The organism is Pedobacter sp., assembly GCF_965249885.1.
Lineage (GTDB): Bacteria > Bacteroidota > Bacteroidia > Sphingobacteriales > Sphingobacteriaceae > Pedobacter.
This window is the reverse complement of record NZ_OZ252254.1, coordinates 4,543,754-4,567,322: the sequence shown is the minus strand read 5'-3', so window position 1 is coordinate 4,567,322 and position 23,569 is coordinate 4,543,754. Positions and strand designations below refer to the sequence as shown.

The following is a 23,569-nucleotide window of genomic DNA, read 5'->3' as shown; positions in this document are numbered from 1 at the left end:
AAAGGCATACGGAGCTTATGTTTTACGTTGCCAACTACCATATTCTTACCCGCTCGTTTGCTGGCACGAAGAGTTTATGATCTTGGGTTACCGAAAAAGCTTTGTACCAAGCGTCCATGTTTCTGACTACGCCGTTCACTCTATATTCTGCGGGTGCATGATAGCCTCTTATAGTTGCTCGGTAGGCTTCGGGCGTGTAAATCGAGCGGCTAACCTGTGCCAAAGAGAGGAAATAACGCTGGTCTGCAGTGAAACCATCTAACATAGCTGGGCTCTCCTTGTTTTCTTTGAGATAGAGATGATAGGCATCATAGGCGACAATAGCGCCTGTCAGGTCGCCGATATTCTCTCCGAGTGTTTGTTTTCCATCCACGAAAAGGCTATCTAACGGAGAAAAGGAACTGTATTGTTCTACAAGTTTGGCGGTTCTTGTTTGAAAAGATCTACGGGTACTTTCAGTCCACCAATCCCGCATTTTCCCATTGGCGTCGAATTTTGAACCTTCATCATCGAAGCAGTGTCCCAATTCGTGCCCTATAATTGCTCCGATTGCCCCAAAGTTTACCGCAGCATCTGCATTGGGGTCAAAAAATGGAGGTTGGAGTATGCCTGCCGGAAACTCTATCGAATTATAAAGTTTGCTACTCGTTGCATCAACTGTCTGCGGAACTTGGTACCATTCTTTGCTGGTGTATTTCTTATAGAGTAAAGAACGTTCGTAATCCCAATTGGCCCAGGCCACATTTCGCTCGTTTCCGATTGGATCACTTTTACTGAAATGAACCGTCGAATAATCTCGCCATTGATCTGGATATCCAATCCTTACCGTAACAGCTTTGAGTTTTGCTATGGCCTCAGCTCTGCTAGCGCTGTCTAGCCATTGCAAGGTGTCTAGCCTAGACTCAAATGCCCTAGAAACATAGGTGACCATTTTTTGTATACGATCTTTGTAATCTTCTTTAAAATAATTTTTCACATACATTTTTCCTATCAGCTGGCCCAGTCGATTGTTGACATATAAGATTGATTTCTGTTCCCTGGGAATGTCTTTCTTTATTCCGTTTAGTGTGGCCGAATAAAAATCAAATTGACTTTTTCGAAGGTTATAGGGCAGTAGCGTTGAATGGTTAACTATCCAGTGGAATGCCAGATAGGATGACCACACTTCTACGGGAGTGGTGGCAAACAATACCGATATGGATTTGATTGCCAGATCTGCCTGCAGCACAACTTCCTTTACCTCTGATACCCGTCGCTCTTCCAAAAATACTTTCCAGGGAAAACCGGGGGCATAAGATTGGAGTTCCTTGGTTTGCATCAGGTGAAAATTAACCTTGCTATCTCGTTTTTGGGTAGGAGTCCATTGTAGTTCGGCTAGTTTTGTCTCTATGCCAATAATGTCATCGGCACGCTTCCCTGGATCAGTTATACCAAATTGACGAAATACATCTATTATATAATCTCGGTAAGCTTTGCGATAGCCGGGATAGGGACCATCCAATTTTTGATAGTACACGGGTGCGGGCAGGCCAATGCCACTTTCATTAAGTGTTACCAGAAACCTGCTCCTGTCATTTACGTCCGGCTGGGTGCTGATAGCTACAATGGTGAACGATTTTGGATGGGCCATAAATTTGGCTACCTCCCTATGGCTATTGAACGACAGTATATGATCGACCTCCCGTTTAATCGAGCTGATACCTAAAGCCTCTAATTGTGCAGTGTCGAGATAGCCTTGATATAGTGTTCCGATCTGTTTTAATGCGTTTGAGGAAGTTTTTTCATTGGCGAGTACTGTGATCAGTTTGGCTATCCTGTCATTCACTATTTTTTTCGCTTCGCTGTAATTGCTGAGTCCTGCGGTGCCCGATGGGATAGTTTTGGTGGTTAGCCATCCATCGTTTACATAGCGATAAAAATCGTTTCCCGGTGATATTTTGGTGCTGATCAACTGTGTTTCAATTCCCCAATTACCAAATAACGCTCTTGTGCTTTCGGTTGACTGTGCCTGAACACTAAGGGAGCTACATATCAAAAAACAGGTAACTAGGTTTGAAATTGATTGCTGGCGTTTATTAATATATTTCATTGTAATTATCGTATGGTTTATCTTCCTAGTGCATTTATGTGATATTAAAAGTATAGATGCAAAAGGAGTTAAGGGGAGCCGATAGCATTGCATTTTCACTCGACACTTATTATGTAGACGGATGCGCACCTAAAATGTTGCATTGAGTTTTGGGCGCTATATTTTGTTTTTAGAAAATAGCCAAATCAACAATCAACTAAATCGAATAACGATCAATAAAGAACCTTTACCTTTTCGCAATTTATTTATACTTTTAGTGGACTCTAATTAACTCATTATGCGTATCCTTAAAATACTCTTACTCTTAGTAGCACTGTTAGGTGCGCCAACAGAACTGATCAAAGCACAAACACCCCAAATCAAAACTGCAAATGAGGTGCTCCAGCAAGCCATCATGGCTATGGGAGGCAAAGCAGTTTTAGCCAATGTTAAAACACTCTATACTGAAATGAGTACCGAAATGGATGGCAGAAAAGTACTATGGGTTACCAAAGAAATGGAGCCCAATAAAGGTGCTTTCCAGATCGTGTATAATGGCCGTATCGTTTTTGAAAACTGGTTCGATGGAAAAGACGGCTACGAGCTGGTTAGGGGAGAAAAGAAAAAAGCAGACCCAGAAGAGTTCAAGGCAAAGCAGTACAAAAAGCATATCATGAATGAGCTAGATTTTATTGATCTAAGCTTATGGACATTGGAATTGCTAAAAGAAGAACCTAAAGTGAATGGCGAAGATTGCTATATGATTAAAGCTACCTCAGCGGGCAATGAAGTTAGGCACCTCTATTATAGCAAAAAATCATACCTCATGCTGCGGGAAGATAACATTTCCAACACAGAGAAAGGTAAATTTACCTCTACCTATTTTTCAGAATTTAAGAAATTTGGCGAACTGCTATATTACACCCAATCTATTTTTGGCGACGCAGATAAAACCCAAGAAGTAAAGATTGTTAACCTTTGGATCAACGAAAAAGTTACGCCTAAAGATTTTAATAAGTAGGGCATAACCAATTAACCGCATAAACGAAACTCCAAAAACGAACAACTCACCACACAGGTAACTCGTAACGCCTAAGCTCAAATCAAAAAAGCAAAACGCTCGTGAAATGGAATATTTTCCGCTCATATTATTATCATACTCGTTAATTTTAATGGTCATTAGACCTTTCACGGTTTTATTTCATGAACTGGGGCACGCCATACCTGCATTATTAATCACTAAAGAAAAGGTAACCATTTACCTTGGTTCTTATGGCGACCCCAATAGAAGTTTAAATTTTAATATAGGTAGATTAGAAATCTGGCTGAAATACAATCCCTTTAATTGGAGAATGGGACTTTGCATTCCTTCTTCCAAAGCGATGTCTTTCAACCAACGTATCATATTTATTCTTGCTGGGCCTTTTGCTTCGTTTATTATCGCTTCAATTGCCATTTATCTCACTTTCACCTTTGATTTGCATGGGAGCCTAAAAATCATATTAACTATATTTCTCGGCTCTGCTATATTTGATCTCTATGCCAACCTAAAGCCATCTTCCGAACCAATTGCACTTTATGACGGTACTGTAGGCCATAATGATGGGTATTGCTTAAAGCAGCTTTTCTATTTTAAAAAGCTCCCTGCTACATACGAAAAGGCTGTAAAATTATATGATAAGCAACAATATGTCGAAGCGGGAGATTTACTTCATGAGATGTTGAATAATGGTTTTAAGGAAACCGATATTTATAGGTTAGCCATCAGTTCGTTTTTACAGGTTGGGAGGTTCGAATTGGCAAACAGTTGGATCGACGAATTTATATCATCTGGAGCACTAAATGCTGATGACTTTACTAACGTTGCTATTACTTATTCTAACTTAAATGAACATCAAAAATCTCTGAATTATTATAACAAGGCTTTGTTGCTAAACCCGAAACATAAATATGCTTTAAATAATAAAGGATATACCCTTAACATGCTCCACAAATTTGAAGAGGCTATTTCGTTGTTCGATAAGGCGATTGAGTTGGATCCAAATTTTGCTTATTCCTACAATAACAGGGGTTTGGCAAAGATCAAGATTGGACAACAAGTAGATGGTCTGGCAGACATTAACCATTCGTTTGCTCTGGATGAAAATAATTCTTATGCTTATCGTAATTTGGGTATCTATCATCTAGATAAAGGAGAACCAGTACAAGCGTTAGCATTATTTAAAAAAGCAAAACAATTAGACCAAAATACCCACGGTATTAACGAATTGATTAATGAAACAGAAATTGCAGTGTTGAATAGATAGTAAAAAGCTACCTCGTGTTTTGCACTAAGGTATATCTGTATAGACGATCGGCGTTATCCGTTACCGTGGTGTATAGTGTTTAAAAAACGAGGCTTTTCCTTTTAGTTCAAAATTAATTATCTTAGCCTTATCTAAATCAACAACGCTTGCAAAACCCTACGCTTCAAAAATACTACATCTTAGTTTCCAAACATGTAACAGAAGATCAATACCATCCTTTTGCGCTAAGTTCGTTGAGAGAAAAACAAATTATATTGCCTCAACAACAAAATCATTATCCAGCGCAGAAGGCTTTGGCTTTGCATAACGCAGAGGTGTTTACGAATAAAAAACTATCTTTAAAATAAAATCTATTTCCATGCTCAAAAATTTATGCTCATTGCTTGCCTGTTTATTGCTTTTTCTTTGCTCCTGCAAGAAAATAGAAGAACAACTTAATTTTCCGCCCGATAATTTCGAAGCTTACGTTAATTACCGTTCAGAAACTACAGCAGAAATATCATGGAAGCCATCATCCGATCCGGATGGAGATGAAATAACCTATAGTGTGGAAATTGGGGGTAAAATTGTGGCGAGTAAGCTGACAAAAACCACTTACCTAGTCACTAACCTTTCCGCTGGTACAAATTATCAGGGTAGGATAATTGCCACCGATTCAAAAAATGCGTATAAAGCTGCGCCATTTTCAATATCTACTTATCAAGAGCAAGTATTATTCTTTAACAGAAATCTAGGCTTTGTTAGTTATAATCTCGATGGCAAGCGTTCGTGGAAAGCCCTTGATGATGTACAAAACACGCCTGCGCTTAGTAACGATACCGCATTTATTAACGATAACGTTACTCTTTATGCAATCAATTTAAAAGACGGCGCAACTTTAATGAAGGTCGAGCATCAGCAATCTGCATATACGGGTATCACATATCACAAAGGTGTATTATTATTCAGTAGTTATTTAAAAATTAAGGCCGTTAGAGCCAATGACGGCACCTTGTTATGGTCGATGCCATATGATTTTGTAGTTCGAGAAATTATCGCAGCAGATGGCATAGCTTACATTTCTGCTGCCGAAAGACTAATTGCCGTAGATTTAATTACAGGGAATGTGAAATGGACAGCTCAAACCACGCAAGGATTTTTTTCTTCTCTCATTGCTAAAAATGGCGTAGTTTATTCGCTAACCACTACTGAACATGATAAACAGGGCAGACTTCATGCATTTAATGCAAAAACAGGCAATCTGCTATGGAACTACATTTTTGACGGTACCTCATTGCGACTGGGAGGAGCCTCTGCGCCAACTATTTCAGGAAACCTCATCTATTTCCCTGTACATGTGTATGCTTCGGGCTACTATAATTTTATGTATGCCGTAAATACCACTACGGGTACTTTGGCTTGGAAACAGCCCATCAATGACTATGGCGAACTGTACTCAGTGATGTCTAATGATTTGGGATTGTTTGTGTGCTCTACTGCAAGACTTATCAAAATGGATTTGAAGAATGGTAATACTATCTGGACGTCAGCAGGGCAGTACAATGCCAGTTTTACCCTAGCTAAAGATAAGATATTTGCAACAATGGGTACGTTTACAGGACAGACTGCGGTGATTGATGTTGCAACTGGCCAAAAAACCAAAACGATTAATACAATATCTGACGGGAGCGCTCCAATAGTGATTAGAAATGGGGAAGTTTTTTACCCTTCTAATAGGAGTGGGATGGCTCATTCCAAGTAATTGTTGAATTGAGATCTAAAATCACCCCGTGCACTGAATGTATCGAACGGAGCTATTATTATTCTAAAGTTGTATTACATGATTAGCAGAATAGAATAAAGTTGGACAACCGACCGATCATTGCTTCGATTAGCCTTGGACAGGTCCGCAGTTTTCAATTCCGATCGGTAGATGACCACCGTAAACGCTATGCACTCCCGCTAGCACATGGTTCGTTGCTATTGATGAAAGGTGCAATTCAATTAAACTGGGAACACCGGATTGCCAAATCTACCCGTTCCATGGGGGCTCGAATCAATCTCACGTTCCGCCAGATTAACGAACGATCTTAAACATCGACTGTCTACGAAGTTGTACAGCCTATGCTTATTAAGGTAAAAGTTGTGCGGTCTGCTCCAAAAGTTGTTCGAGTCGGAAGGGCTTTGCCATAAAACCGTCTGCTTGGGATAGTTCTCTCATAGCTGCAATATCCAAATGGGCAGACATTAAAATAATGGGGATGTGGTGGTACATGTGATGCTGCTTAAGCCATTTACATACCTCTATGCCGCTGCCATCGGGAAGCCTAATGTCCAAAAGGAAAAGATCGGTAGGATGAGGTACTGCCATAAAATCGCCCACACTCCCAAACCCGCTGACGGTGTAACCCGCATCAGTGAAAACATATTTACATATTTCCCTGATATCCTCATCGTCCTCTAAAATGGTGATTGATTTTTTCATCGTCTATTGTTATCCATGTTATCTACGTATCTACGGACTTATATGTTTGGTGTAATTGGTCACTTTGCTGCATTTAGGTATTTTGATCTTGATTTCGGGTATTCAGCTTCTTTAGTGTCAAGATGTATATCGATTTAACGAGAATTTTTTTAACCATTTTTTTAAAAAAAAACACTTAATATAGTATAGCTTCGATCTAATTTTTTAGAATAATGTTTTGAAAAATAGTTAGTTAAGCGTTATTTCGTGAGGAAGCTGTCGAGTGTGTTACAGCTGCGTCTGTCTACCTTCTAGCGCAAACATTAACCCAGTCGGATTGTTTATAGGGGTAAAGCCTGTTTGTGATATGATATGAAGGAAAAACGTGCTCATCTCAAGATTGCAAGCGACGCTCGGAAAATTTCGCCTTATATCGGTTGTCGCCGATTGGTCGAATTCCGCAGTGCATGTTCCCTTACGTCTTAGATGTGGGGAATTTTGATTAATTTCGGAAATGGAAGAAAACGTGGCCAACAACAAGATAACCATTGCTGTCTTTGATGACGATCCGGACCTATTGGAAATCTATCGGTTCCTGCTGGAAGCCGAGGGGTTTATGGTTGCTGCCTACCACAACTGCGATGAAATATTAGATAAGCTTAGGCTTTGCCAGCCTTCTTTGGTACTAATGGACAATTGGATTCCTTCGCAGGGAGGTGAGGCTGCCATCGCACAGTTAAAGGCTGATCCTGAATTGGCCACTATCCCGGTGATCCTGATTTCTGCTAGTAATGATTTCCGAGAGGTAGCAAGCCGGGCAGGAGCTGACGGGGCCATTGCAAAGCCCTTTGATTTTGAACAGGTGCTGAGGGCAGTAGCGGATCTGCTGAAATAAAACGAATTAATTTTAACCAAAAGCCATGTCCACACATTCCGAAAAAGATCCACTTGCTTTCCTTTCAGGTGGCGGAACTATCTCCAAATTATTGATGTCACATGATTGGACCGGAACAGAAATTGGGCCCCCTGAAACGTGGCCGCTTAGGCTGAAATATGCGATTAGCGGACAAATGGCCAATCCATGCCCATCTTTCGTTTTTTGGGGAGTATCAAAAATATTTTTATACAATGCCGCCTTTGCTGAGCTGATGGATGGCCAGCAACTGTCGCCGGGATCCGATGAGGCAGGAGCAGTGGCCTTTGGAGGACAATGGGACCGCATATCAAAAGCAATTGACCTCGCCTATGATGGCAATGGATCAGTATTAAAGGGTGTTCGAATTGGAGCGCAAGGGAGATTAGGTCAGCGCTATCTGGATATTTCTATGGGGGCGCTCGTTGAATTAGATGGAGAGATCATGGGGGCATGGGGCGTGTGCCAGGAAAAAACCTTCGAATTGGTGGCAGGCGATATCCTCCGTACTAGTCAGCGGTACATGCGCAGCCTCATAGGCACGGCGCCTATAGGTGTTTGCATCATTGGTGTTCATCCGCTACACGTTGCGGAGGTAAATGATGAATTTCTTCGCCTCATGGGCATTCGTGATCATCGTGACAACGTCTTGAAAGTATTGGAGCCAATTTTGGGAAGTTTGGATAGCATAGCCGAACGAGCTACGCCTCTTTATCTTAGGGAGGTGCCACATGTGCAGTTTCGGGACGGCTTGGAACGGATGGGCTATATTGACTTGATGGTATCCACGTACAGGAGCCGTAACGATAAAGTAGAGGGAATGACGCTGCTCGCCGTTGACGTTACGGATAGGGCGGAGGCGCACCAAGAGCTTTACCATATTAATGAAGAACTTGCTTCAGCTAATGAGGAGCTGGCTGCGGCTAATGAGGAACTTGATGCGGCCCACAGGAACTTGGGCGAATCACTGGGAAGGCTTGAACAGCGGGAACAGCAGATTAGCCAGATGGTGAAAAGTGCTCCGTTTCCTATTGCCCTTTATGTGGGCAGGGAAATGCGGATCATTGAAGCCAACCAGTCTATCATCGACGTATGGGGCAAAGGCCCTGAAGTGATCGGTAAGACTTACCATGAGGTGCTTCCGGAGTTGGAAAGCCAATCAGTGTATGACCAATTGGCACAGGTATACGATACTGGAATACCCTACCATGCACGTCACCAACGCATCGATCTGGTAGTAGATGGCCAGTTGAAAATCTTTTATTTTAACTATAGTTTTACGCCACTGTTCGACCAACAGGGGAATGTATATGGCGTAATGAATACGGCGGCCGACGTCACGGATTTGATGGCCGCAAAACAACGGATTGAGGAGGGCGAGCGTAATTTTAGGAATATGATCATGCAGGCGCCGGTAGCCATGTGCCTTTTGGAAGGGCCATCACATACCATTACGCTTGCCAATGAGGCAATGGCCAGCATTTGGGGCAGAGCGCTCGACGCCGTAATTGGATTGCCGGTATTTGATGCGCTGCCCGACGCTCGTTCACAAGGCCTTGAGCAGGCAATGGCTGACGTATATCTAACTGGCAAAACCTTCAGCGCTAACGAGCAGCCGGTATCGCTGTTGCGACATGGAAAACAAGATGTAGTGTATCAAAACTTTGTTTACCAACCTTATCGCGGTGATGATGGTAAAGTCATTGGCATCTTAGCCATCTCGGTAGATGTTTCAGAAATGGTCGCCTCGCGACGAAAGGTGGAGGATGCTTATGGCCAGCTTAACCTAGTGGTGGAGGCCGCCAACTTTGGGATGTTTGATCTTGATGTAAAAAGTGGAAAGTTGGAGTGGGACGCACGCTGCAGGGAATTTTTTGGAGTGGGAGAAACGGACGAAGTATCTTACGAAAAGGATTTTGTGGAAGGGCTGCATCCCGATGATCGTACAGAGGCCTTACGTGCCGCCGAATGGGCAATGGATATAAAAAGCGGAGGAAAATTCGAATGTGAGTATCGTACGGTAGCCCGAAATAACGGCCGTGTACGTTGGATACGGGCGGTTGGAAAAGTATATTTCGATGCAGAAGGGCTTGCGGAGCGTTTCCTAGGTGCAGTGTCTGATGTTACGCAGAGCAAATTGGCCGAGCTTGATGCAAAAGATGCGGCAGAGCGCAAAGGCCGTCTTGCTGCCATCGTGGATTCCTCCGACGACGTGATTATCAGCAAAGACCTCGATGGATTCATCGCCAGTTGGAACCCAGCAGCCGAGCATATGTTCGGATATACGCCACAAGAGGCAATAGGCAAGCATATTTCTTTGGTCATCCCCGATAGTAGGCGCAACGAAGAGGATATGATCATTGGTCGTATAAAAGAAGGGCAGAAAGTGCACCACTTTGATACCGTTAGGCGAGCTAAGGATGGTTCGCAACGTCAACTTTCTATTACCGTTTCCCCGATAATAGATGAGAATGGAAAGGTAATAGGGGCATCTAAAATTGCAAGAGATATCAGTGAACAACTGGCCGCTCGGGAGGCGACCCAAAGATATACCGAAAGGGTAGAGGCAATCAATATGATCATCAACGGCATCTCCCGGGAAATTGATCCAAACCATATCGTCCAACGCGTAGCCCAAATCACCATCCACCTATTAGATGCGCAGTTAGGGGTTTTCAGCGCTGCAACGATTGAAAGCCGTACGCTTGCCAACTATATTGCTCCAATAACAGCTTTAGCGGATGGTGAGGCAGAAATTCTGATAACTTACCTTGACGCCCTCTCGTGCGACGATCACACTACTACGCAAACTTGGGACGATCTCGCTCACCAAGGGCAGGCCTATACTGTAGGAAACGGCAGTAAGGTGATTAATAGCGTACTTGCACTCAAGGTGGTGTCCTCACAGCAAGAATTGTTGGGCAAGATATTCTTCCTACATGAAAATCCGGGCCATTTTACGGCGGAACATGAGAAACTGCTACAGGCGATTTCAGGACACTTATCCGTGGGATTGGACAAAGCCATGCTCTACGAAAAGGTGATGCAGCTTAGTCAGAAAAAAGACGAATTTATTAGCTTGGCTAGTCATGAATTAAAGACACCGCTTTCGGGAATCAAAGGCTATGTCCAAATACTGCAAAGAATGGTAAACGATGAGATGCCTGCAAAGTATCTGGCCAAGGCCGCTCGTCAGGTGGGCAAGCTCACGTCACTTGTAGATGATCTTTTGGATGTTTCTAAGATTGAGGCGGGTAAGCTGAAGTTAGATCTGGTGACAGTCGATCTGTCTGCCCTGATCCTATCTACGATAGAAATGTTAACTGAAATCTATGAAGGTTACCACATTGCTTTCGACGATCGAGGAGCCGCCTGTTTGGTCATGGCAGATAGCCAGCGGATAGAGCAGGTGTTGATTAATCTGCTATCCAATGCCGTGAAGTATGCACCTACGTCCAATCGTATCGAAGTGGTCATGGAAGCTAGAGGCGAAGCGGTGGTAATAGGTGTCCGAGATTTTGGGATGGGCATTCCAGAAGAAAAGATTGGACAGCTTTTCTCGAGGTTCTACAGGATTGATGAGCATACACCAAACATTTCGGGACTTGGGATCGGACTTTACCTTTCGAGGGAAATTATTCTCAGACATGGAGGACAAATATGGGTGGAATCCGAACTCGGTGTGGGTAGCACATTTTGGTTCACTTTGCCCGTTGTCTAATGTGCTGCGCAGCAATTGAGAGTTAGTAATTGGCGGCGCAGGGTGTTGGGTGCCGACTTTAATTTAAATCAAATCGCCAATTGTGGTTTGTGTTAAGTTTCCTATTTATCGTAGGCTGCTTCCAATAGCTGCAAGGTACGTTCGTCGGGATTTCCATGGAAATATTTTTCCAGCACCCTTGAAAATATGGGATCAGTACCTTTGGCTTTGGCGAACAGAGTCATGCTCGAATGCAGTTTGAGGTCATCTGGCGAACCAAAGATCTGGTGTGCGCTTCCTTTGTTCAGTTCAAAAAGCACAGTTGATATTTTAATCAAGTTTGGTCCAAGTACAGGGTGACTTAAGTAGTTGCTGGCCTCTTGCAAATCGTCAATGGCATAATAAACTGCCATGTCGCTGCTTCCCAATCCTTTTATCTGAGGAAAAATATACCACATCCAATGGGAAGTTTTTCTACCCTTACTAATTTCTTCCAGTGCCAACGCATAATGCTGGTTTTGCGCCTGTAAGAATCTATCAAGTCTGCTCATCTCAATAAGTTTTTGAAGGTTGTACTCTTGCCTCGGGGCATCAATTGTTAAACATCTCTTCTTGCGAATTGTTCGGCTAGAAAATACAACGAATTACCTAGGGTGACCAATGATAAATTCATTGAAACGCTGGAGACAATCACCAGAGGCGGAATTATACTGTGTGATTATAATGCTGGGATTTACCGTTACAGATTATAGTGCGCATTTTTATTCTGTAGCTGAAGGATTACGGCCCGATGCATGTTGCGTAATTTCCCGCACCGTACTGTCTAGTTCACGCACCGAAAGTTCCATGTATCCAACAATGTCCTTCAGCTCATCTCCACCTTCTACCTCCCTTAGCAGGTTCATCAGGCCCATTATCCTCGATAGAGGTGCACGGATCACATGCGATTGAAGCCATGAAATGTCCCTGAGCTTCCGGTTCTGTTCCTCGATCCTCGCCAGATAATCGTTGCGCTCGGTGACATCAAGCACCAGCACTAGCCTTGCTAGTCTACCCGAGTAGGTAGTACTGCTGCTGGTAATCTCAGCCAAGAAGGTACTTCCGTCCTTTTTGATATGAGTGAAAGTGCCTGCCATGTAGCGATAGCTTTGTCGTGAGCGGTCGGCAATTACCATCTTGGTGTGGTGGATTTCCGTTGAAGGTCGGATGTCCATGATCGTCATGCTCAGGAATTCTTCTTTGGTATAACCATATTGATCCACCGCCGCTTGGTTAACGTCAAGGTAATTTAGGGTCTCCTGGTCAAACACAAACATGGGGAGAGGACTAATTTGGAAAAGTTCGCTATATCGCCGCCCCGCTTCGGCAAGGTCCTGTGCCCTTTCCAGTGATTCTACCTCCGCTCGCTTTCTTGCGTCGATATCCTGAATACTGCCAAATATCCTTTGACATTGGCCATTGATAAACTCGCCATCACCTAGGATACGTATCCACCTTTTTTTTCCACTGGAGCCTGCAGTTTCAAGTTCCATATCGAACGGTATGCGTTTTTTCAATAGCTTAACAAGCGAGTCCCTTAAATCAAATGGGATTTTCTCGTCGTAGCACATGTGCTCTTCAAATACCTTGGGCATGTATTCTGGGCTTATCCCGAGTACATTGTTGGCCATAGGCGACCAGTAAATATTTCCAGTAGGAAACCTCACTTCCCAGCTGCCGATTCTGGCAAGTTCGGTAGCTTCCTTCAAAAGTTCGGTAAGTTCGTTCTGTTTGGTAATGTCTTTAGCTACACAGAACAGAAGTCCTTCTTCGCTTGCCCTGCGAACTGTCCATGCAAGGTGCACAATATTTCCATCCCGGCATACGTACCTATTTTCGTAATACCTTGTGCTTGGCTTGCCGTTTCTGAACCTCGCCATGCGTGCTAGACTTTCTTTTAGGTCGTCCGGATGGATGATATCATCTATCCGCATACTTAGTATTTCCTGCTCGCTGTATCCTAATAAAACGGTCATCGCTCTATTCACTCTTTTATATCTCCGGTCGGTACCTATGGTACAGATAATGTCCACTACGCCGTCGAATATGGTCTGTAGCTCCTCCTTTAGCTGCTTTCGCTTCAGTTCGGCGGCGATATGCCCACCAAGTTCGCTGAGGTAGGAGGTTCGGAAAAAACTTCCTTTGTAAACGTCGCTGAAAGCCAATATCAATACACCAATATTCTCATCGCCAGATTTTAGCGGAATACAGCGCAAGTCGGTAGTGCCGCCACTGTCTGTTGGTGTAGTTTTCGGAGCCTCTACGTGATGATTAGTTGGATTCCAGCAAACCAGTTCTCCCGTATAAAATGCTTGATAGATAGGTCCACCTGGCTCGCCGATGTCATCTGGTGGAACAAAATCACCGGTCGCATATTTCAGCTTTCCTGTTTCGGTTGCGGCCAACCAAACAGCCATGTGGTTTACTCCTCTGGGAGGAAATGTTTGCAATGCTGCGGAAAGCGCCTTTTCCACGGTTTCCTCTCGCTGGAAAATGGTGCTGATTTCTGCTAGAAATGATCGCTGGTGCTCTGCAGCTTTACGCTTGGAAATGTCGCTGATAAAAATGGACAGCCCGTTTTCGCTTGGATAGATGCGGTTCTCCTGCCAAATTCCCAACGGACGATAGTAGTCTTCATTGATCACCGTTGTTCTTTCGCGGTGGGCGTTCTCTATTGCATGATAGGTTGCGGAACCTACCGCATCTGGAAAAACCTGCCAGATGTTCCTTCCTATCATATCTTCGGAAGGTATGCCCACAAGTGAACTTATTCGTTGGTTGACATAGGTATAGTTGAGGTCGTGATCCAGAGCGATAAATCCATCATTGATACTTTCGAGCAGACCATTCATTTGCTCGGTACGGCGGCGCAGTTCTTCATCCGCATTTTTAGCCGCCGTAATGTCGAAACGTATAGCTATATATTGATAAGGTTTTCCGTTAGGATTCAAAAAGGGAATGATCGTAGTTGCTACCCAGTAAAAGCTGCCATCTTTGGCACGGTTCCGCAGTTCGCCACGCCAAGTATCGCCGTTTGCTATGGTTCTCCAGATTGACCGAATGTAAGATGTGGGATGATAGGACGAATTGAGTATCCTGTGGTCTTGCCCGATCAGCTCATCTCTGGAATAACCTGAGATCCTGCAGAAATAATCGTTAACATAAGTAATGCTGCCCTTATTGTCCGTGATGGCAACAATAGCAGAGTCGTCGAGGGCATGCTTGTAAGCCGAAAGTTCACGGTTGGCCAGTTGTAGCTGGATATTCTCTTCCTGCTGCAGTGTGATGTCGCGGAAGTTGACAACTATTGCATTGATGCTTTTTTCATCCAGCCAATTGGTAATCAAACAATTTAGATGGATATAATGGCCGGCCGCATGTTTACAACGGAAATTACATGCCCTCGTTTGGCCCGGACACCTCAGGAGTTCGTCCAGTAGAGCCCTCATTTCCTGAAGATCCGCAGGATGAACCATTTGGTCAACTGACATCGCCGTGCGGTCGTCATCTGAAAAACCGGTGATAGCCGAAGCAGAAGGGTTCCTATAAAAAAGCTGGAGAGAGTAATCAAACAGGCTTATGCCAGCATAGCTGTGTTCTATCAAGTTACGGAACAAGCCGTCGCCAATGCTGTGATCAAGGAGCTGATTAGTGTTCGTTTTTAAAGTAGGCCGTTGTTTTTCCCAAGATAGGTGCAATCCGAATCCCTCGAGATTTCCTGCGATGTAAAGTGGGCGCAACGTAGCGGAAACTGAAAATGAAGATTCGGCGAACTTATATGTGCACAGCTGCTCCGCCTCTTCATTGTCAATAGCAAGTTTGGATAAATATTCCCAATTTAAATTTTCGAGTAGGTCTTCTATATTCTTTCCTGCGATGAAAAATCTATTTATATCACCCAGTGGGGCCGCTTTTTGACCTGGCAAGATAATCCCCGAAGTATCCAGTAACAGTACGGTTCTGTCGCTAAGTTTTGAAATCAGAAATTCGGTGAGAAGTTCATCGAGTCCGGGCGTTAATATTTTCATCTGTGAGCTTTTACGTTAAAGTATCGATAGTAGAAACAAGATAGGAAAAAACATATGATGTAACGCTATGATATTTTTTTTACAGAGATTTTTGTGCAGCACTTAGTTAACCTGTAGTAGCAATATGTTTATCACCAGAATGGTCAATATCAATATTTGGCCATCTAAGGCGATCTAAAAGGCATCAGCCATCAGCTCCTAGCTATCTTCTAATCAGAATCAGTTCTTTTGTTTGCAGTCTTTCAGAAAGCCAAGCCCTGATCTTGGTCGTGTCCGTTTTTGGAGGACTGCTGTAAAGCAGTAAAAAGCTAATCCTTACGCTATCCGTAGCGGGGTATCGTTCTACCTTTCCAAGAGTAATGTCCTCCAGATTCGGGAACAGGATTCCCATTTCCCTTACCAGACTGCGGTCGTTAACCTTGTACCTGTCGAGTTCCTGTCGGAGGTTGTTAATGGTGAGGTCTTTTTCCGAAATGGAGGCATTGCGTTTGTTGACCTCGCTGAGAATCTCGGATTTCAGGTCGGTATCATCTTGCCTGATGTTGAGCTTGGCCTTTACGCCCTTCTCTTCGAGCAGCTTGTTGTATGTACTTATCTCCTGAGCACTTAACTTCCTGTTAAGGAAGGCAAGTTCAACCTCCTTTGGGTTGGAATGGTAATTGATTTTCTTGTAGATCACCGTATAGCCTCGGCTTGTAAACTCGTTGCCGATGAATTCTTCTACGGTCTTATTGAATTTTTTCTGGTTCCATAGCGTATAGGCCAGATAGCAGCTAGGAATGATCATGACCATGATGAGTGCCGTGATGCCGTAGCGGATACGCTTCCTATACTTGTCTTCTATAATGGCAGAGGGGTACTTGAGGTATTTGACAAGTAGGAAGGTGGAAATGCAGATGAAGAAGCAATTGATGGTGTAAAGGTAGAAAGCTCCAAAGAAAAAACTGAAGTTGAAGGTGGCCAATCCATAGCCCGCCGTACAGAGCGGGGGCATGAGCGCCGTAGCGATGGCCACGCCGGGGATCGGGTTGCCCTTTTCCACTCTGGTAGAAGCAATCACACCCACTAGTCCACCGAAGAAGGCGATCAGCACATCATAGATGTTCGGGGCTGTCCTGGCTAATAGTTCGGACTGCACGTCCTTGAACGGACTGACGTAGAAATACACACAGGAAACTACCAAGCTCACCATCGTGGCAATCAGCAGGTTCTTCATTGATTTCTTCAATAGCGAAAAGTTGTAGGTGCCCAGCGCAAATCCGGCACCAACGATTGGTCCCATGAGCGGTGAGATCAACATAGCTCCGATGATTACTGCGGTAGAGTTAACATTCAAACCAACCGAGGCAATTAGTATTGCACAGGCTAAAATCCAAAGATTAGATCCTCTGAAGGAGGTGTTTACGGTCACATTGTCCAGTACCACCTGCTTGTCCTGCTCTCCGTCGTGGAGATTAATAAAATTGTAGATAGGATTATTCATTCCGATGATTTACGTCTCATTTTCCTTCCATGGGATCCTTAAAGCAACAAAAATAGGGCGTCAGCCCGTCAGTTGAGCTTGGTTTTTTTTCCGACATGGAAAATTTACTTCCATAGGTCGCCAAAAAATTAATCCCTTGCCGTTCTCGCAACTACTTTTAGTTCGTTGCTCCAATATAGCAGATTATTTTATTTTCCTCGGGCATATGTCGATTTTTTTACTGCTCGCAATATATTTAGGACTCTCTCTGTAGCCGAAGGTTTTCAGTTTCGTGGCAATGCCAAGTACAGCTAGTCTAGGGCTGTTAGATTCTGGCTTGCTAGGATCTATCTATAATTCTTAATTGCTAAATATTTTAGAAAACTAAAAAAATTAGTATATTTGTTTATGGTACAGCAAAATAGAAGGTTAAATATAACGACAAATATGGTGGCCATGGAGCGTTTGGCGCACATTTTAGAGGTAACGTTCCCAACTATGAGATACTTGGAGGCCAGTGCCGATTGCACCTATTTCTACATGGAGTTCGGTACCGCTGCCGGAAATATAGCTGGAGTGATGCGTGAACTTGATCAACTGGTGAAACCTTATATAAAAAGGTACGGAGAGCGGGGGCAGTCCTACGTATTTAATGTGCACAAGGGCAGGGAACTGATAAACATTATCCGTTACAACCAGCCTGATTATGGTTATAGAGTACAGCTGGATATTAATAATAGAGTCCAACAACTCTTCGTGGTAGACCTGCTGGGTAGCGGAGACTACTGGGTATTTAATGAAGAGTTTGAGCAGATGGGGATGATGTACCGTCCGGTGCGTAGGCCGGCTATAGGCCAGTACCGCATGGATGTTGCAACCGCCTTTTCCGATGCCAGCTATTGGACAACTTCCAGTAGGCGACTGAGACCGCACCTAGAAAAGATCGTCAGATCAATCCATCTTTCAATACAGGAATAAAGGCATGTAATTAGGGGCGCTGAAGCCATCGCAGCGCCCGCAAAATCTATTTCTTTTTACTGCCACCGTTCTTCTTGTCGTTGATATATTGTTCCAGTGTCTTGCGGTCGTTGGAGCCTGTAGCACGTTTAGCCCCAGTAACCTGTTGGATGCTCACACCCATCTTTTCTGCAATGTAGTACAGTTCGTGATTCTGAGAAGAATTCACTTTTTTCCTATCGGTTTTTAATCCTCTTTTTGTCATGGCGTTTAAGTTTTAATGTAACTGATGGGAACAGGGATAGAACAACCTAATTGCCGCTTTGTTTTACGTATGCGCAACGGTTTTCTGCTGAGTTAGCAGCTTTCTTAAATCCTTTTTATTTCGTTAGCGCTTGTTTGGCCCAGTCAGTACAACTATTTATGTAAGCTGTTCCTGTATTAAAGTACCAGCGGAAGAGATTCTTTCACAAGGCGTGAATGAACATGATGCTTAACAAGATAGGAACAGAAATGGCGATTTGTTAAGGGCACCTGCCACCGATGATGAAATTCATGTTACCGATTAACTTTGCCTTTCAATAAGATCGACATACCAGTAGCCTTGTTCGGCTTCCCCAGTTGGCGAGGGGAAAGTTCGGTAAACTTTTTCGCCCAAGATAAAATCGATCGGTTTTTTGAATATTGGCCCGTCGAATACAAAAGTATGGAACTCGCCGTTTTCGCCACAAGGATCTACACCTTTTGGAAGATCATTCATCAACTGCTCATCGATGATGCGACCACAAAAATCTTCCAAGCCATGTTGGGCGCACACGATAACGGTTTTGTAACCAAGGGCGAGAAATTCTTGCAGTACCTCCGTCGTATTTCTGTTCCACAAAGGGAATTCTGCGTTCATTCCTAGTGCTGCCAATTGTTTTTCTCTATATATTCTGAGGTCTTCCAAAAATAGATCGCCAAAGATGGCATGGGTAATTCCCTCAGCTTTAAGCGAGTTGAGATGGCTATTTATTGTGCTTTCGTAGGTAAACATATCTGGCATATCTGGCAGTTTAACCTGGTAAAGTGGTAAACCAAGGCTTTCTGCTTGCTGAATTAAAAGTCTTTGGCGTACACCATGCATGCTAACTCTATCATGCGCTTCGCTTAGTGTGGTAAGCAGGTACCTGATATCGAAATGTTGTTGCTGCAGGACATGATGCAGTGCCAAACAGCTGTCTTTGCCACCGCTCCAATAAAATAGACTGGGTATGGAATTCATTTGTCAAAGTTAGTTGATTTGAATAAAGTTGCCTCGCATATTATACTATTGGATATAAAACTTATATTAGTAACTACCAATTTAAGCCGTTACCATGTTCAAGCTATTTTTTTATAGAAAGCTTTGGGTATTAAGTTTTTTATTGATCAGTTTGTTCAGCAAAAACTTAGTCGCTCAATCTAATCACATACTATTCAAGCACCTTTCTCTAAGTCAGGGTTTATCGCAAAGCCCCATTTTTTCACTTTTTCAAGATAAGGCCGGTTTTATTTGGATTGGCAGCCGTGATGGATTAATGCGATACGATGGTTACGAATTTAAGCACTTCAAAAATGAAGGACTTGATAACAGGAGTATCAATCATAGTGATATCAGTGCCATTAAACAAGATGAAAATGGTAATTTATGGATTGCTTCTTCTAATGGACTTTGTTGGTTCGACATGCAAAAAGAAACCATCAATTATGTGCCGTTGAAAGGCTTTAATGCGGTATTTGACTTAATATTGGCTAATGATGCTACTCACCTTTTTTTAGCTACGGATAACGGTGTTTTTACTTTCAATTATCGCAATTTCACCTTAGAAGGCAAGGGACGGCTGCTCAGAGCAATCCGTGTAAATAGGTTGTACAGGGACAAAGACGGCATTATTTGGGCCGGTACAAAAAAAAATGGTGTTTTCCGTACCGATATTAAAAAGGATAGGATATATCCTTTGCCAGACGCGATTAAAAATAACAACGATATTGCAGGTGCAGATGTAATGGCCATCAAACAAGATAAGGACGGAGAGTTTTGGTTTGGCACCGGAAATTCTGGCATTTATAGGTACAATCCAAAAAGTAACGAATGTGTCAATTACAAAAACTCTTCGGAAGCCAATAGCCTGTTATCCGACTTCGTAAAAGCCATTTACGAACGTGGTAATGGAGATATTTGGATTGGCACTCGTAATGGGCTGAGCATCTATAATAAACTAAGTAAGAAATTCACTAACTACAGCCACCAAAGTGACAATCCGAGCAGCTTAAGCTATAATACCATATGGGCTATCATGGAAGATCAGTCGAAAAGCGTGTGGATTAGCACTTATGCCGGCGGAATTAACATTTACACGCCCAGTAACGCAAACTTTACCCACATTGGCGAGCAAAAATTGAAAATTCCAGGCCTAAATCATCCGGTTGTTAATGCCATATTGGGATATAAAAATAGTGGAGTTTGGGTAGGAACCGACGGTGGCGGGCTCAATTTTATAGATAGGCAAACGGGGGATATAAAATATTACTCGGTTAAAGATAGGCAGCTAAGAAACAATAGTAATATCATTAAAACGCTGTGTTATGATGCTGCTGGTAACTTATGGATTGGCACCCATGATGGGCTTTGCAAGTTTGATTATGCAAGCCACGAAGTAAAATACTTTAATATCAGTAGTGGGACTTTTTTAAGTGACATTAGAATAAATACCATTTTAGCTGACGATAATGGTATTTGGATTGGAACAGATGAAAGGGGACTAAGATATCTGCATAAAGATGGCAGTGTAAAAGAATATTATGCAGGAAAAGAAAAAAATGCTTTAACTAGCAATCACATCAATGTATTAGTTAAAGATGTAAATGGAGGGTTTTGGATAGGAACGGCCAACGGTCTTAATTTCTTTGACTTCAATACTAAAACTTTCACGCATTTTCTGACACCAAGTAGCCAAAATTTAACGAGTAATGTGGTGTTGTCACTTTTTCAAGATGCTAGAGGTTGGATTTGGGTTGGCACCCGATCAGGATTGAAGATATTAGACAAAAGTAAAAAAGCACTTGTAGGGGTAGAAATTAAAGGACTGAAAAACGAAGTAATTAAAGCGATTACACAGGATGCTGAAGGGAATATATGGGTAAGTACGGCACAGGGAATTTCCAAAATAACATTGGATAAAAAGCAAGCTAGCATCAATCAACCTCAATATAGCACACAAAATTATACGTACGAAGACGGCTTGTTGAGCAACCAATTTATGCTCAATTCTGTAGACGTAAATGCTGCTGGAGAAGTGATGTTCGGGGGAGTAAATGGAATCACATCGTTTGTGCCTAAAAACATTGTCAAAAACACCTATAAGCCAAAAGTGGTGATTACTGATTTTTTCATTCAGAATCGCTTAATTTCCTTACAAACACCTAACACACCACTCGAAGTAGCGATTGATCAAACCAAATCACTAACCTTAAATTATGATCAAGCATCGATAGGATTCAAATTTGCCGCTTTAAACTATGTCAACTCCGAAAACAACATCTACTCCTATAAACTTGAAGGTTTAGATAAGGATTGGAATAATGTGGCGCAACAACGAACGGCCAACTATACCAACCTGGCACCAGGAAATTATGTGCTCAAGATAAAAGCAGCAAATAACGATGGCATTTGGGGAGCCGAAACCACGCAGTTAAAAATCAAAATTTTACCACCATTATGGCGAACTTGGTGGGCTTATTTAATTTATGTACTAGCGGGAACATTTACTTTTATTGTAATCATCAGATTTTTTAAAAGGCAGGCCAGGTTGGAAAGAGATCTTTTCCATGAACATACCGAATATCAACGTCAGCAGCAGCTGCACCAAATGAAGCTCGACTTTTTTACGAATATCTCTCACGAAATTAGAACGCCACTCACCTTGATTTTTGGCCCTGTAGAAAAACTGCTTGCCGAGACGAAGGACAATCCCAAAATAAACAAGCAAATTTTATACATCAGAAATAATACTTCTCGCTTGTTGAGGTTAATTAATGAACTGCTAGATTTTAGGAAAACCGACACAGGTAACATGAAGCTACACGTTCAATCCTCTGATTTGGTTGAGTTTTTAGGCGAAGTATTTTCGATGTTTGATGCACTTGCGCTTGAAAAAGGCATTACTTTTCAGTTTGTTCATCAAAATCAGGAGATTCCCTTATACTTCGATAAGGACCAATTAGAGAAGGTTTTTCTTAATCTCCTGTCAAATGCGTTTAAATCTACAAGTGACAGCGGCGCAATTACGCTTAGTATAACCGACGGTGTTGATGACGTCACAATTTCGGTGAAAGACAATGGCAAGGGAATTCCGTTGGAGAGTCAGGAAAAGATTTTCTCGAATTTCTATCAAGTAGAATCCCACATCAATGCGGGTACTGGAATTGGACTATCATTGTCTAAGGCAATTGTTGAATTGCACCACGGGAAAATATCCGTCTCAAGCATGCCTGCTAAAGATGGTAAATTAGGCGCTACAGAATTTAAAGTGACTTTGCTCAAGGGATTCAAGCATTTCTCCGCCGAGCAACTCAATGCAATTCCTAAATTATTAGAAGCGAATGGGCGGCCGCTGCCAGTTTCCATTGGTCAATTAGAGGTAGAAAATAGCCTGCCGGAAGCTTTTAACGAGGCAGGGAAAAGTAAATATAAAGTTTTAGTGGTGGAAGACAATGCAGAGGTGCGGGCTTTTATTGCGGATAATTTGGCTGAAGATTATGAGGTTTTAGAAAGTGAAAATGGCAAAAGAGGTTTGGAAGTGGCAACCACCATTGTACCCGATTTAATAATCAGCGATGTGATGATGCCAGAAATGGACGGTACAGAACTTTGTGCCAAGTTAAAGGCAGATGAACGCACTAGCCATATTCCTGTGGTTTTACTAACTGCGAAATCAGCTTACGAACATCAACTAGAGGGACTTAAAATGGGAGCCGATGCCTACGTCACTAAACCTTTTGGCGTAGAGTTGCTGAAATTAAAGGTGGGTAATCTCATCAAAGCAAGAAATGCGATGAGGTTAAAGTTTAGTAAACAGATTGTGTTGGAACCTCAAGAACTAGTAATTGAGTCGGCGGATGAAAAATTCCTCTATAAAGCCATATCGATTATTGAAAAAAGCATGGAAAATCCAGACTTCGGCGTTGCAGTTCTGGCAGCTGAAATAGGCATGAGTCAGCCTGTGCTTTACAGGAAAATAAAGGCAATTACTGATTTATCTGTCGCTGATTTTATCAAATCTATCAAGTTAAAAAAGGCAGCTATGTTACTAGCTAATACCGATATGAGTGTAGCGGAGATAGCATTTACAGTAGGTTTTAGTGACAGAAGGCATTTTAGTAAAGAGTTTATTAAGATGTTTGGAAGAAGGCCAACGGAATATGCAGAATCTTTGAAGCAATAAGTTAATGTCAGGTATGGGTTTAGCCGATTATCGATATTTTATTGTTTGTTCTATTAATGCAGCTAACTTAAAAGCTGATGCTGATCTCGAACGTTAGGGGCAGCATGACGAAAGTTTACACCTATCGTTACCCTGACCAAAAAGTAGCTTCGAAGCAAATTTCCTTTAGTAACCTATCAGCTAGATTA

Annotated in this window: 16 protein-coding genes and 1 pseudogene; 9 read left to right on the top strand and 8 right to left on the bottom strand. The window is 42.6% G+C overall.

All coding sequences use genetic code 11. The features are described 5' to 3' along the window. Window positions 1-34 precede the first annotated feature (34 nt). The gene (locus ACY2A0_RS19335; protein WP_461791015.1) at window positions 35-2,089 is read right to left on the bottom strand and encodes a M13 family metallopeptidase; all 2,055 of its coding nucleotides are present in this window, start codon (window positions 2,087-2,089) and stop codon (window positions 35-37) included. Between the two features lie 277 nt (window positions 2,090-2,366). Here ACY2A0_RS19335 and ACY2A0_RS19330 point away from each other — a divergent pair, with 277 nt between their 5' ends. From ACY2A0_RS19330 to ACY2A0_RS19310, 5 genes are all read left to right on the top strand, one after another. Continuing rightward, window positions 2,367-3,089 (top strand): hypothetical protein, encoded by a 723-nt coding sequence (locus ACY2A0_RS19330; RefSeq protein WP_461791014.1) that lies wholly within the window; start codon window positions 2,367-2,369, stop codon window positions 3,087-3,089. 106 nt (window positions 3,090-3,195) lie between these two features. Then, entirely contained in the window at window positions 3,196-4,374 is a 1,179-nt protein-coding gene (locus tag ACY2A0_RS19325) for a M50 family metallopeptidase (protein ID WP_461791013.1), read from the top strand. Between the two features lie 146 nt (window positions 4,375-4,520). After that, window positions 4,521-4,721, top strand: coding sequence for a hypothetical protein (locus tag ACY2A0_RS19320; RefSeq protein ID WP_461791012.1), 201 nt, complete (start codon window positions 4,521-4,523; stop codon window positions 4,719-4,721). An 11-nt stretch (window positions 4,722-4,732) separates the two neighbouring features. Then, a complete protein-coding gene (locus ACY2A0_RS19315) occupies window positions 4,733-6,115 on the top strand; it encodes an outer membrane protein assembly factor BamB family protein (protein ID WP_461791011.1) in 1,383 nt (460 codons plus the stop codon). 101 nt (window positions 6,116-6,216) lie between these two features. Then, a complete protein-coding gene (locus tag ACY2A0_RS19310; protein ID WP_461791010.1) occupies window positions 6,217-6,447 on the top strand; it encodes an alpha-ketoglutarate-dependent dioxygenase AlkB in 231 nt (76 codons plus the stop codon). A 37-nt stretch (window positions 6,448-6,484) separates the two neighbouring features. Here the strand turns inward: ACY2A0_RS19310 and ACY2A0_RS19305 are convergent, their stop codons facing one another. Next, window positions 6,485-6,838: a response regulator transcription factor gene (locus tag ACY2A0_RS19305; RefSeq protein ID WP_461791009.1), complete on the bottom strand. Its 354-nt coding sequence runs from the start codon at window positions 6,836-6,838 to the stop codon at window positions 6,485-6,487. Window positions 6,839-7,331: 493 nt separating this feature from the next. Here ACY2A0_RS19305 and ACY2A0_RS19300 point away from each other — a divergent pair, with 493 nt between their 5' ends. Further along, complete coding sequence (locus ACY2A0_RS19300; RefSeq protein ID WP_461791008.1) at window positions 7,332-7,712, top strand: response regulator; 381 nt, start codon at window positions 7,332-7,334, stop codon at window positions 7,710-7,712. A gap of 25 nt (window positions 7,713-7,737) precedes the next feature. After that, window positions 7,738-11,451 carry a PAS domain S-box protein gene (locus ACY2A0_RS19295; RefSeq protein ID WP_461791750.1) on the top strand — a complete coding sequence of 1,238 codons (3,714 nt, stop codon included), beginning with the start codon at window positions 7,738-7,740 and terminating at the stop codon, window positions 11,449-11,451. A gap of 101 nt (window positions 11,452-11,552) precedes the next feature. Here the strand turns inward: ACY2A0_RS19295 and ACY2A0_RS19290 are convergent, their stop codons facing one another. The 4 genes and pseudogenes from ACY2A0_RS19290 to ACY2A0_RS19275 all read right to left on the bottom strand — a co-directional run bounded on the left by ACY2A0_RS19290 (window position 11,553) and on the right by ACY2A0_RS19275 (window position 16,980). Next, window positions 11,553-11,981, bottom strand: coding sequence for a DUF1810 domain-containing protein (locus ACY2A0_RS19290; protein ID WP_461791006.1), 429 nt, complete (start codon window positions 11,979-11,981; stop codon window positions 11,553-11,555). A 210-nt stretch (window positions 11,982-12,191) separates the two neighbouring features. Next, a complete protein-coding gene (locus ACY2A0_RS19285; RefSeq protein WP_461791759.1) occupies window positions 12,192-14,321 on the bottom strand; it encodes a PAS domain S-box protein in 2,130 nt (709 codons plus the stop codon). 30 nt (window positions 14,322-14,351) lie between these two features. Then, window positions 14,352-15,497 (bottom strand): annotated as a pseudogene (locus ACY2A0_RS19280) (PAS domain S-box protein); the annotation flags it as partial. 202 nt (window positions 15,498-15,699) lie between these two features. Further along, window positions 15,700-16,980: a DUF389 domain-containing protein gene (locus tag ACY2A0_RS19275; RefSeq protein ID WP_461791749.1), complete on the bottom strand. Its 1,281-nt coding sequence runs from the start codon at window positions 16,978-16,980 to the stop codon at window positions 15,700-15,702. Between the two features lie 387 nt (window positions 16,981-17,367). Here ACY2A0_RS19275 and ACY2A0_RS19270 point away from each other — a divergent pair, with 387 nt between their 5' ends. Continuing rightward, on the top strand, window positions 17,368-17,937 hold the full coding sequence (locus tag ACY2A0_RS19270; protein WP_461791003.1) for a hypothetical protein: 570 nt from the start codon (window positions 17,368-17,370) through the stop codon (window positions 17,935-17,937). A gap of 46 nt (window positions 17,938-17,983) precedes the next feature. Here the strand turns inward: ACY2A0_RS19270 and ACY2A0_RS19265 are convergent, their stop codons facing one another. Together ACY2A0_RS19265 and ACY2A0_RS19260 are read right to left on the bottom strand one after the other, a co-directional pair. Then, window positions 17,984-18,181 carry a hypothetical protein gene (locus tag ACY2A0_RS19265; protein WP_461791002.1) on the bottom strand — a complete coding sequence of 66 codons (198 nt, stop codon included), beginning with the start codon at window positions 18,179-18,181 and terminating at the stop codon, window positions 17,984-17,986. A 300-nt stretch (window positions 18,182-18,481) separates the two neighbouring features. Continuing rightward, a complete protein-coding gene (locus ACY2A0_RS19260; protein ID WP_461791001.1) occupies window positions 18,482-19,180 on the bottom strand; it encodes a Dph6-related ATP pyrophosphatase in 699 nt (232 codons plus the stop codon). Window positions 19,181-19,274: 94 nt separating this feature from the next. Here ACY2A0_RS19260 and ACY2A0_RS19255 point away from each other — a divergent pair, with 94 nt between their 5' ends. After that, a complete protein-coding gene (locus tag ACY2A0_RS19255; RefSeq protein WP_461791748.1) occupies window positions 19,275-23,381 on the top strand; it encodes a hybrid sensor histidine kinase/response regulator transcription factor in 4,107 nt (1,368 codons plus the stop codon). Window positions 23,382-23,569: the final 188 nt, after the last annotated feature.

Bases quoted from the DNA above. Each gene is read 5' to 3' on its own strand.
- ACY2A0_RS19335 (WP_461791015.1), bottom strand. From the start codon at position 2,089: ATGAAATATATTAATAAACGCCAGCAATCAATTTCAAACCTAGTTACC.
- ACY2A0_RS19330 (WP_461791014.1), top strand. From the start codon at position 2,367: ATGCGTATCCTTAAAATACTCTTACTCTTAGTAGCACTGTTAGGTGCG.
- ACY2A0_RS19325 (WP_461791013.1), top strand. From the start codon at position 3,196: ATGGAATATTTTCCGCTCATATTATTATCATACTCGTTAATTTTAATG.
- ACY2A0_RS19315 (WP_461791011.1), top strand. From the start codon at position 4,733: ATGCTCAAAAATTTATGCTCATTGCTTGCCTGTTTATTGCTTTTTCTT.
- ACY2A0_RS19305 (WP_461791009.1), bottom strand. From the start codon at position 6,838: ATGAAAAAATCAATCACCATTTTAGAGGACGATGAGGATATCAGGGAA.
- ACY2A0_RS19300 (WP_461791008.1), top strand. From the start codon at position 7,332: ATGGAAGAAAACGTGGCCAACAACAAGATAACCATTGCTGTCTTTGAT.
- ACY2A0_RS19295 (WP_461791750.1), top strand. From the start codon at position 7,738: ATGTCCACACATTCCGAAAAAGATCCACTTGCTTTCCTTTCAGGTGGC.
- ACY2A0_RS19290 (WP_461791006.1), bottom strand. From the start codon at position 11,981: ATGAGCAGACTTGATAGATTCTTACAGGCGCAAAACCAGCATTATGCG.
- ACY2A0_RS19285 (WP_461791759.1), bottom strand. From the start codon at position 14,321: ATGAATGGTCTGCTCGAAAGTATCAATGATGGATTTATCGCTCTGGAT.
- ACY2A0_RS19275 (WP_461791749.1), bottom strand. From the start codon at position 16,980: ATGAATAATCCTATCTACAATTTTATTAATCTCCACGACGGAGAGCAG.
- ACY2A0_RS19270 (WP_461791003.1), top strand. From the start codon at position 17,368: ATGGTACAGCAAAATAGAAGGTTAAATATAACGACAAATATGGTGGCC.
- ACY2A0_RS19265 (WP_461791002.1), bottom strand. From the start codon at position 18,181: ATGACAAAAAGAGGATTAAAAACCGATAGGAAAAAAGTGAATTCTTCT.
- ACY2A0_RS19260 (WP_461791001.1), bottom strand. From the start codon at position 19,180: ATGAATTCCATACCCAGTCTATTTTATTGGAGCGGTGGCAAAGACAGC.
- ACY2A0_RS19255 (WP_461791748.1), top strand. From the start codon at position 19,275: ATGTTCAAGCTATTTTTTTATAGAAAGCTTTGGGTATTAAGTTTTTTA.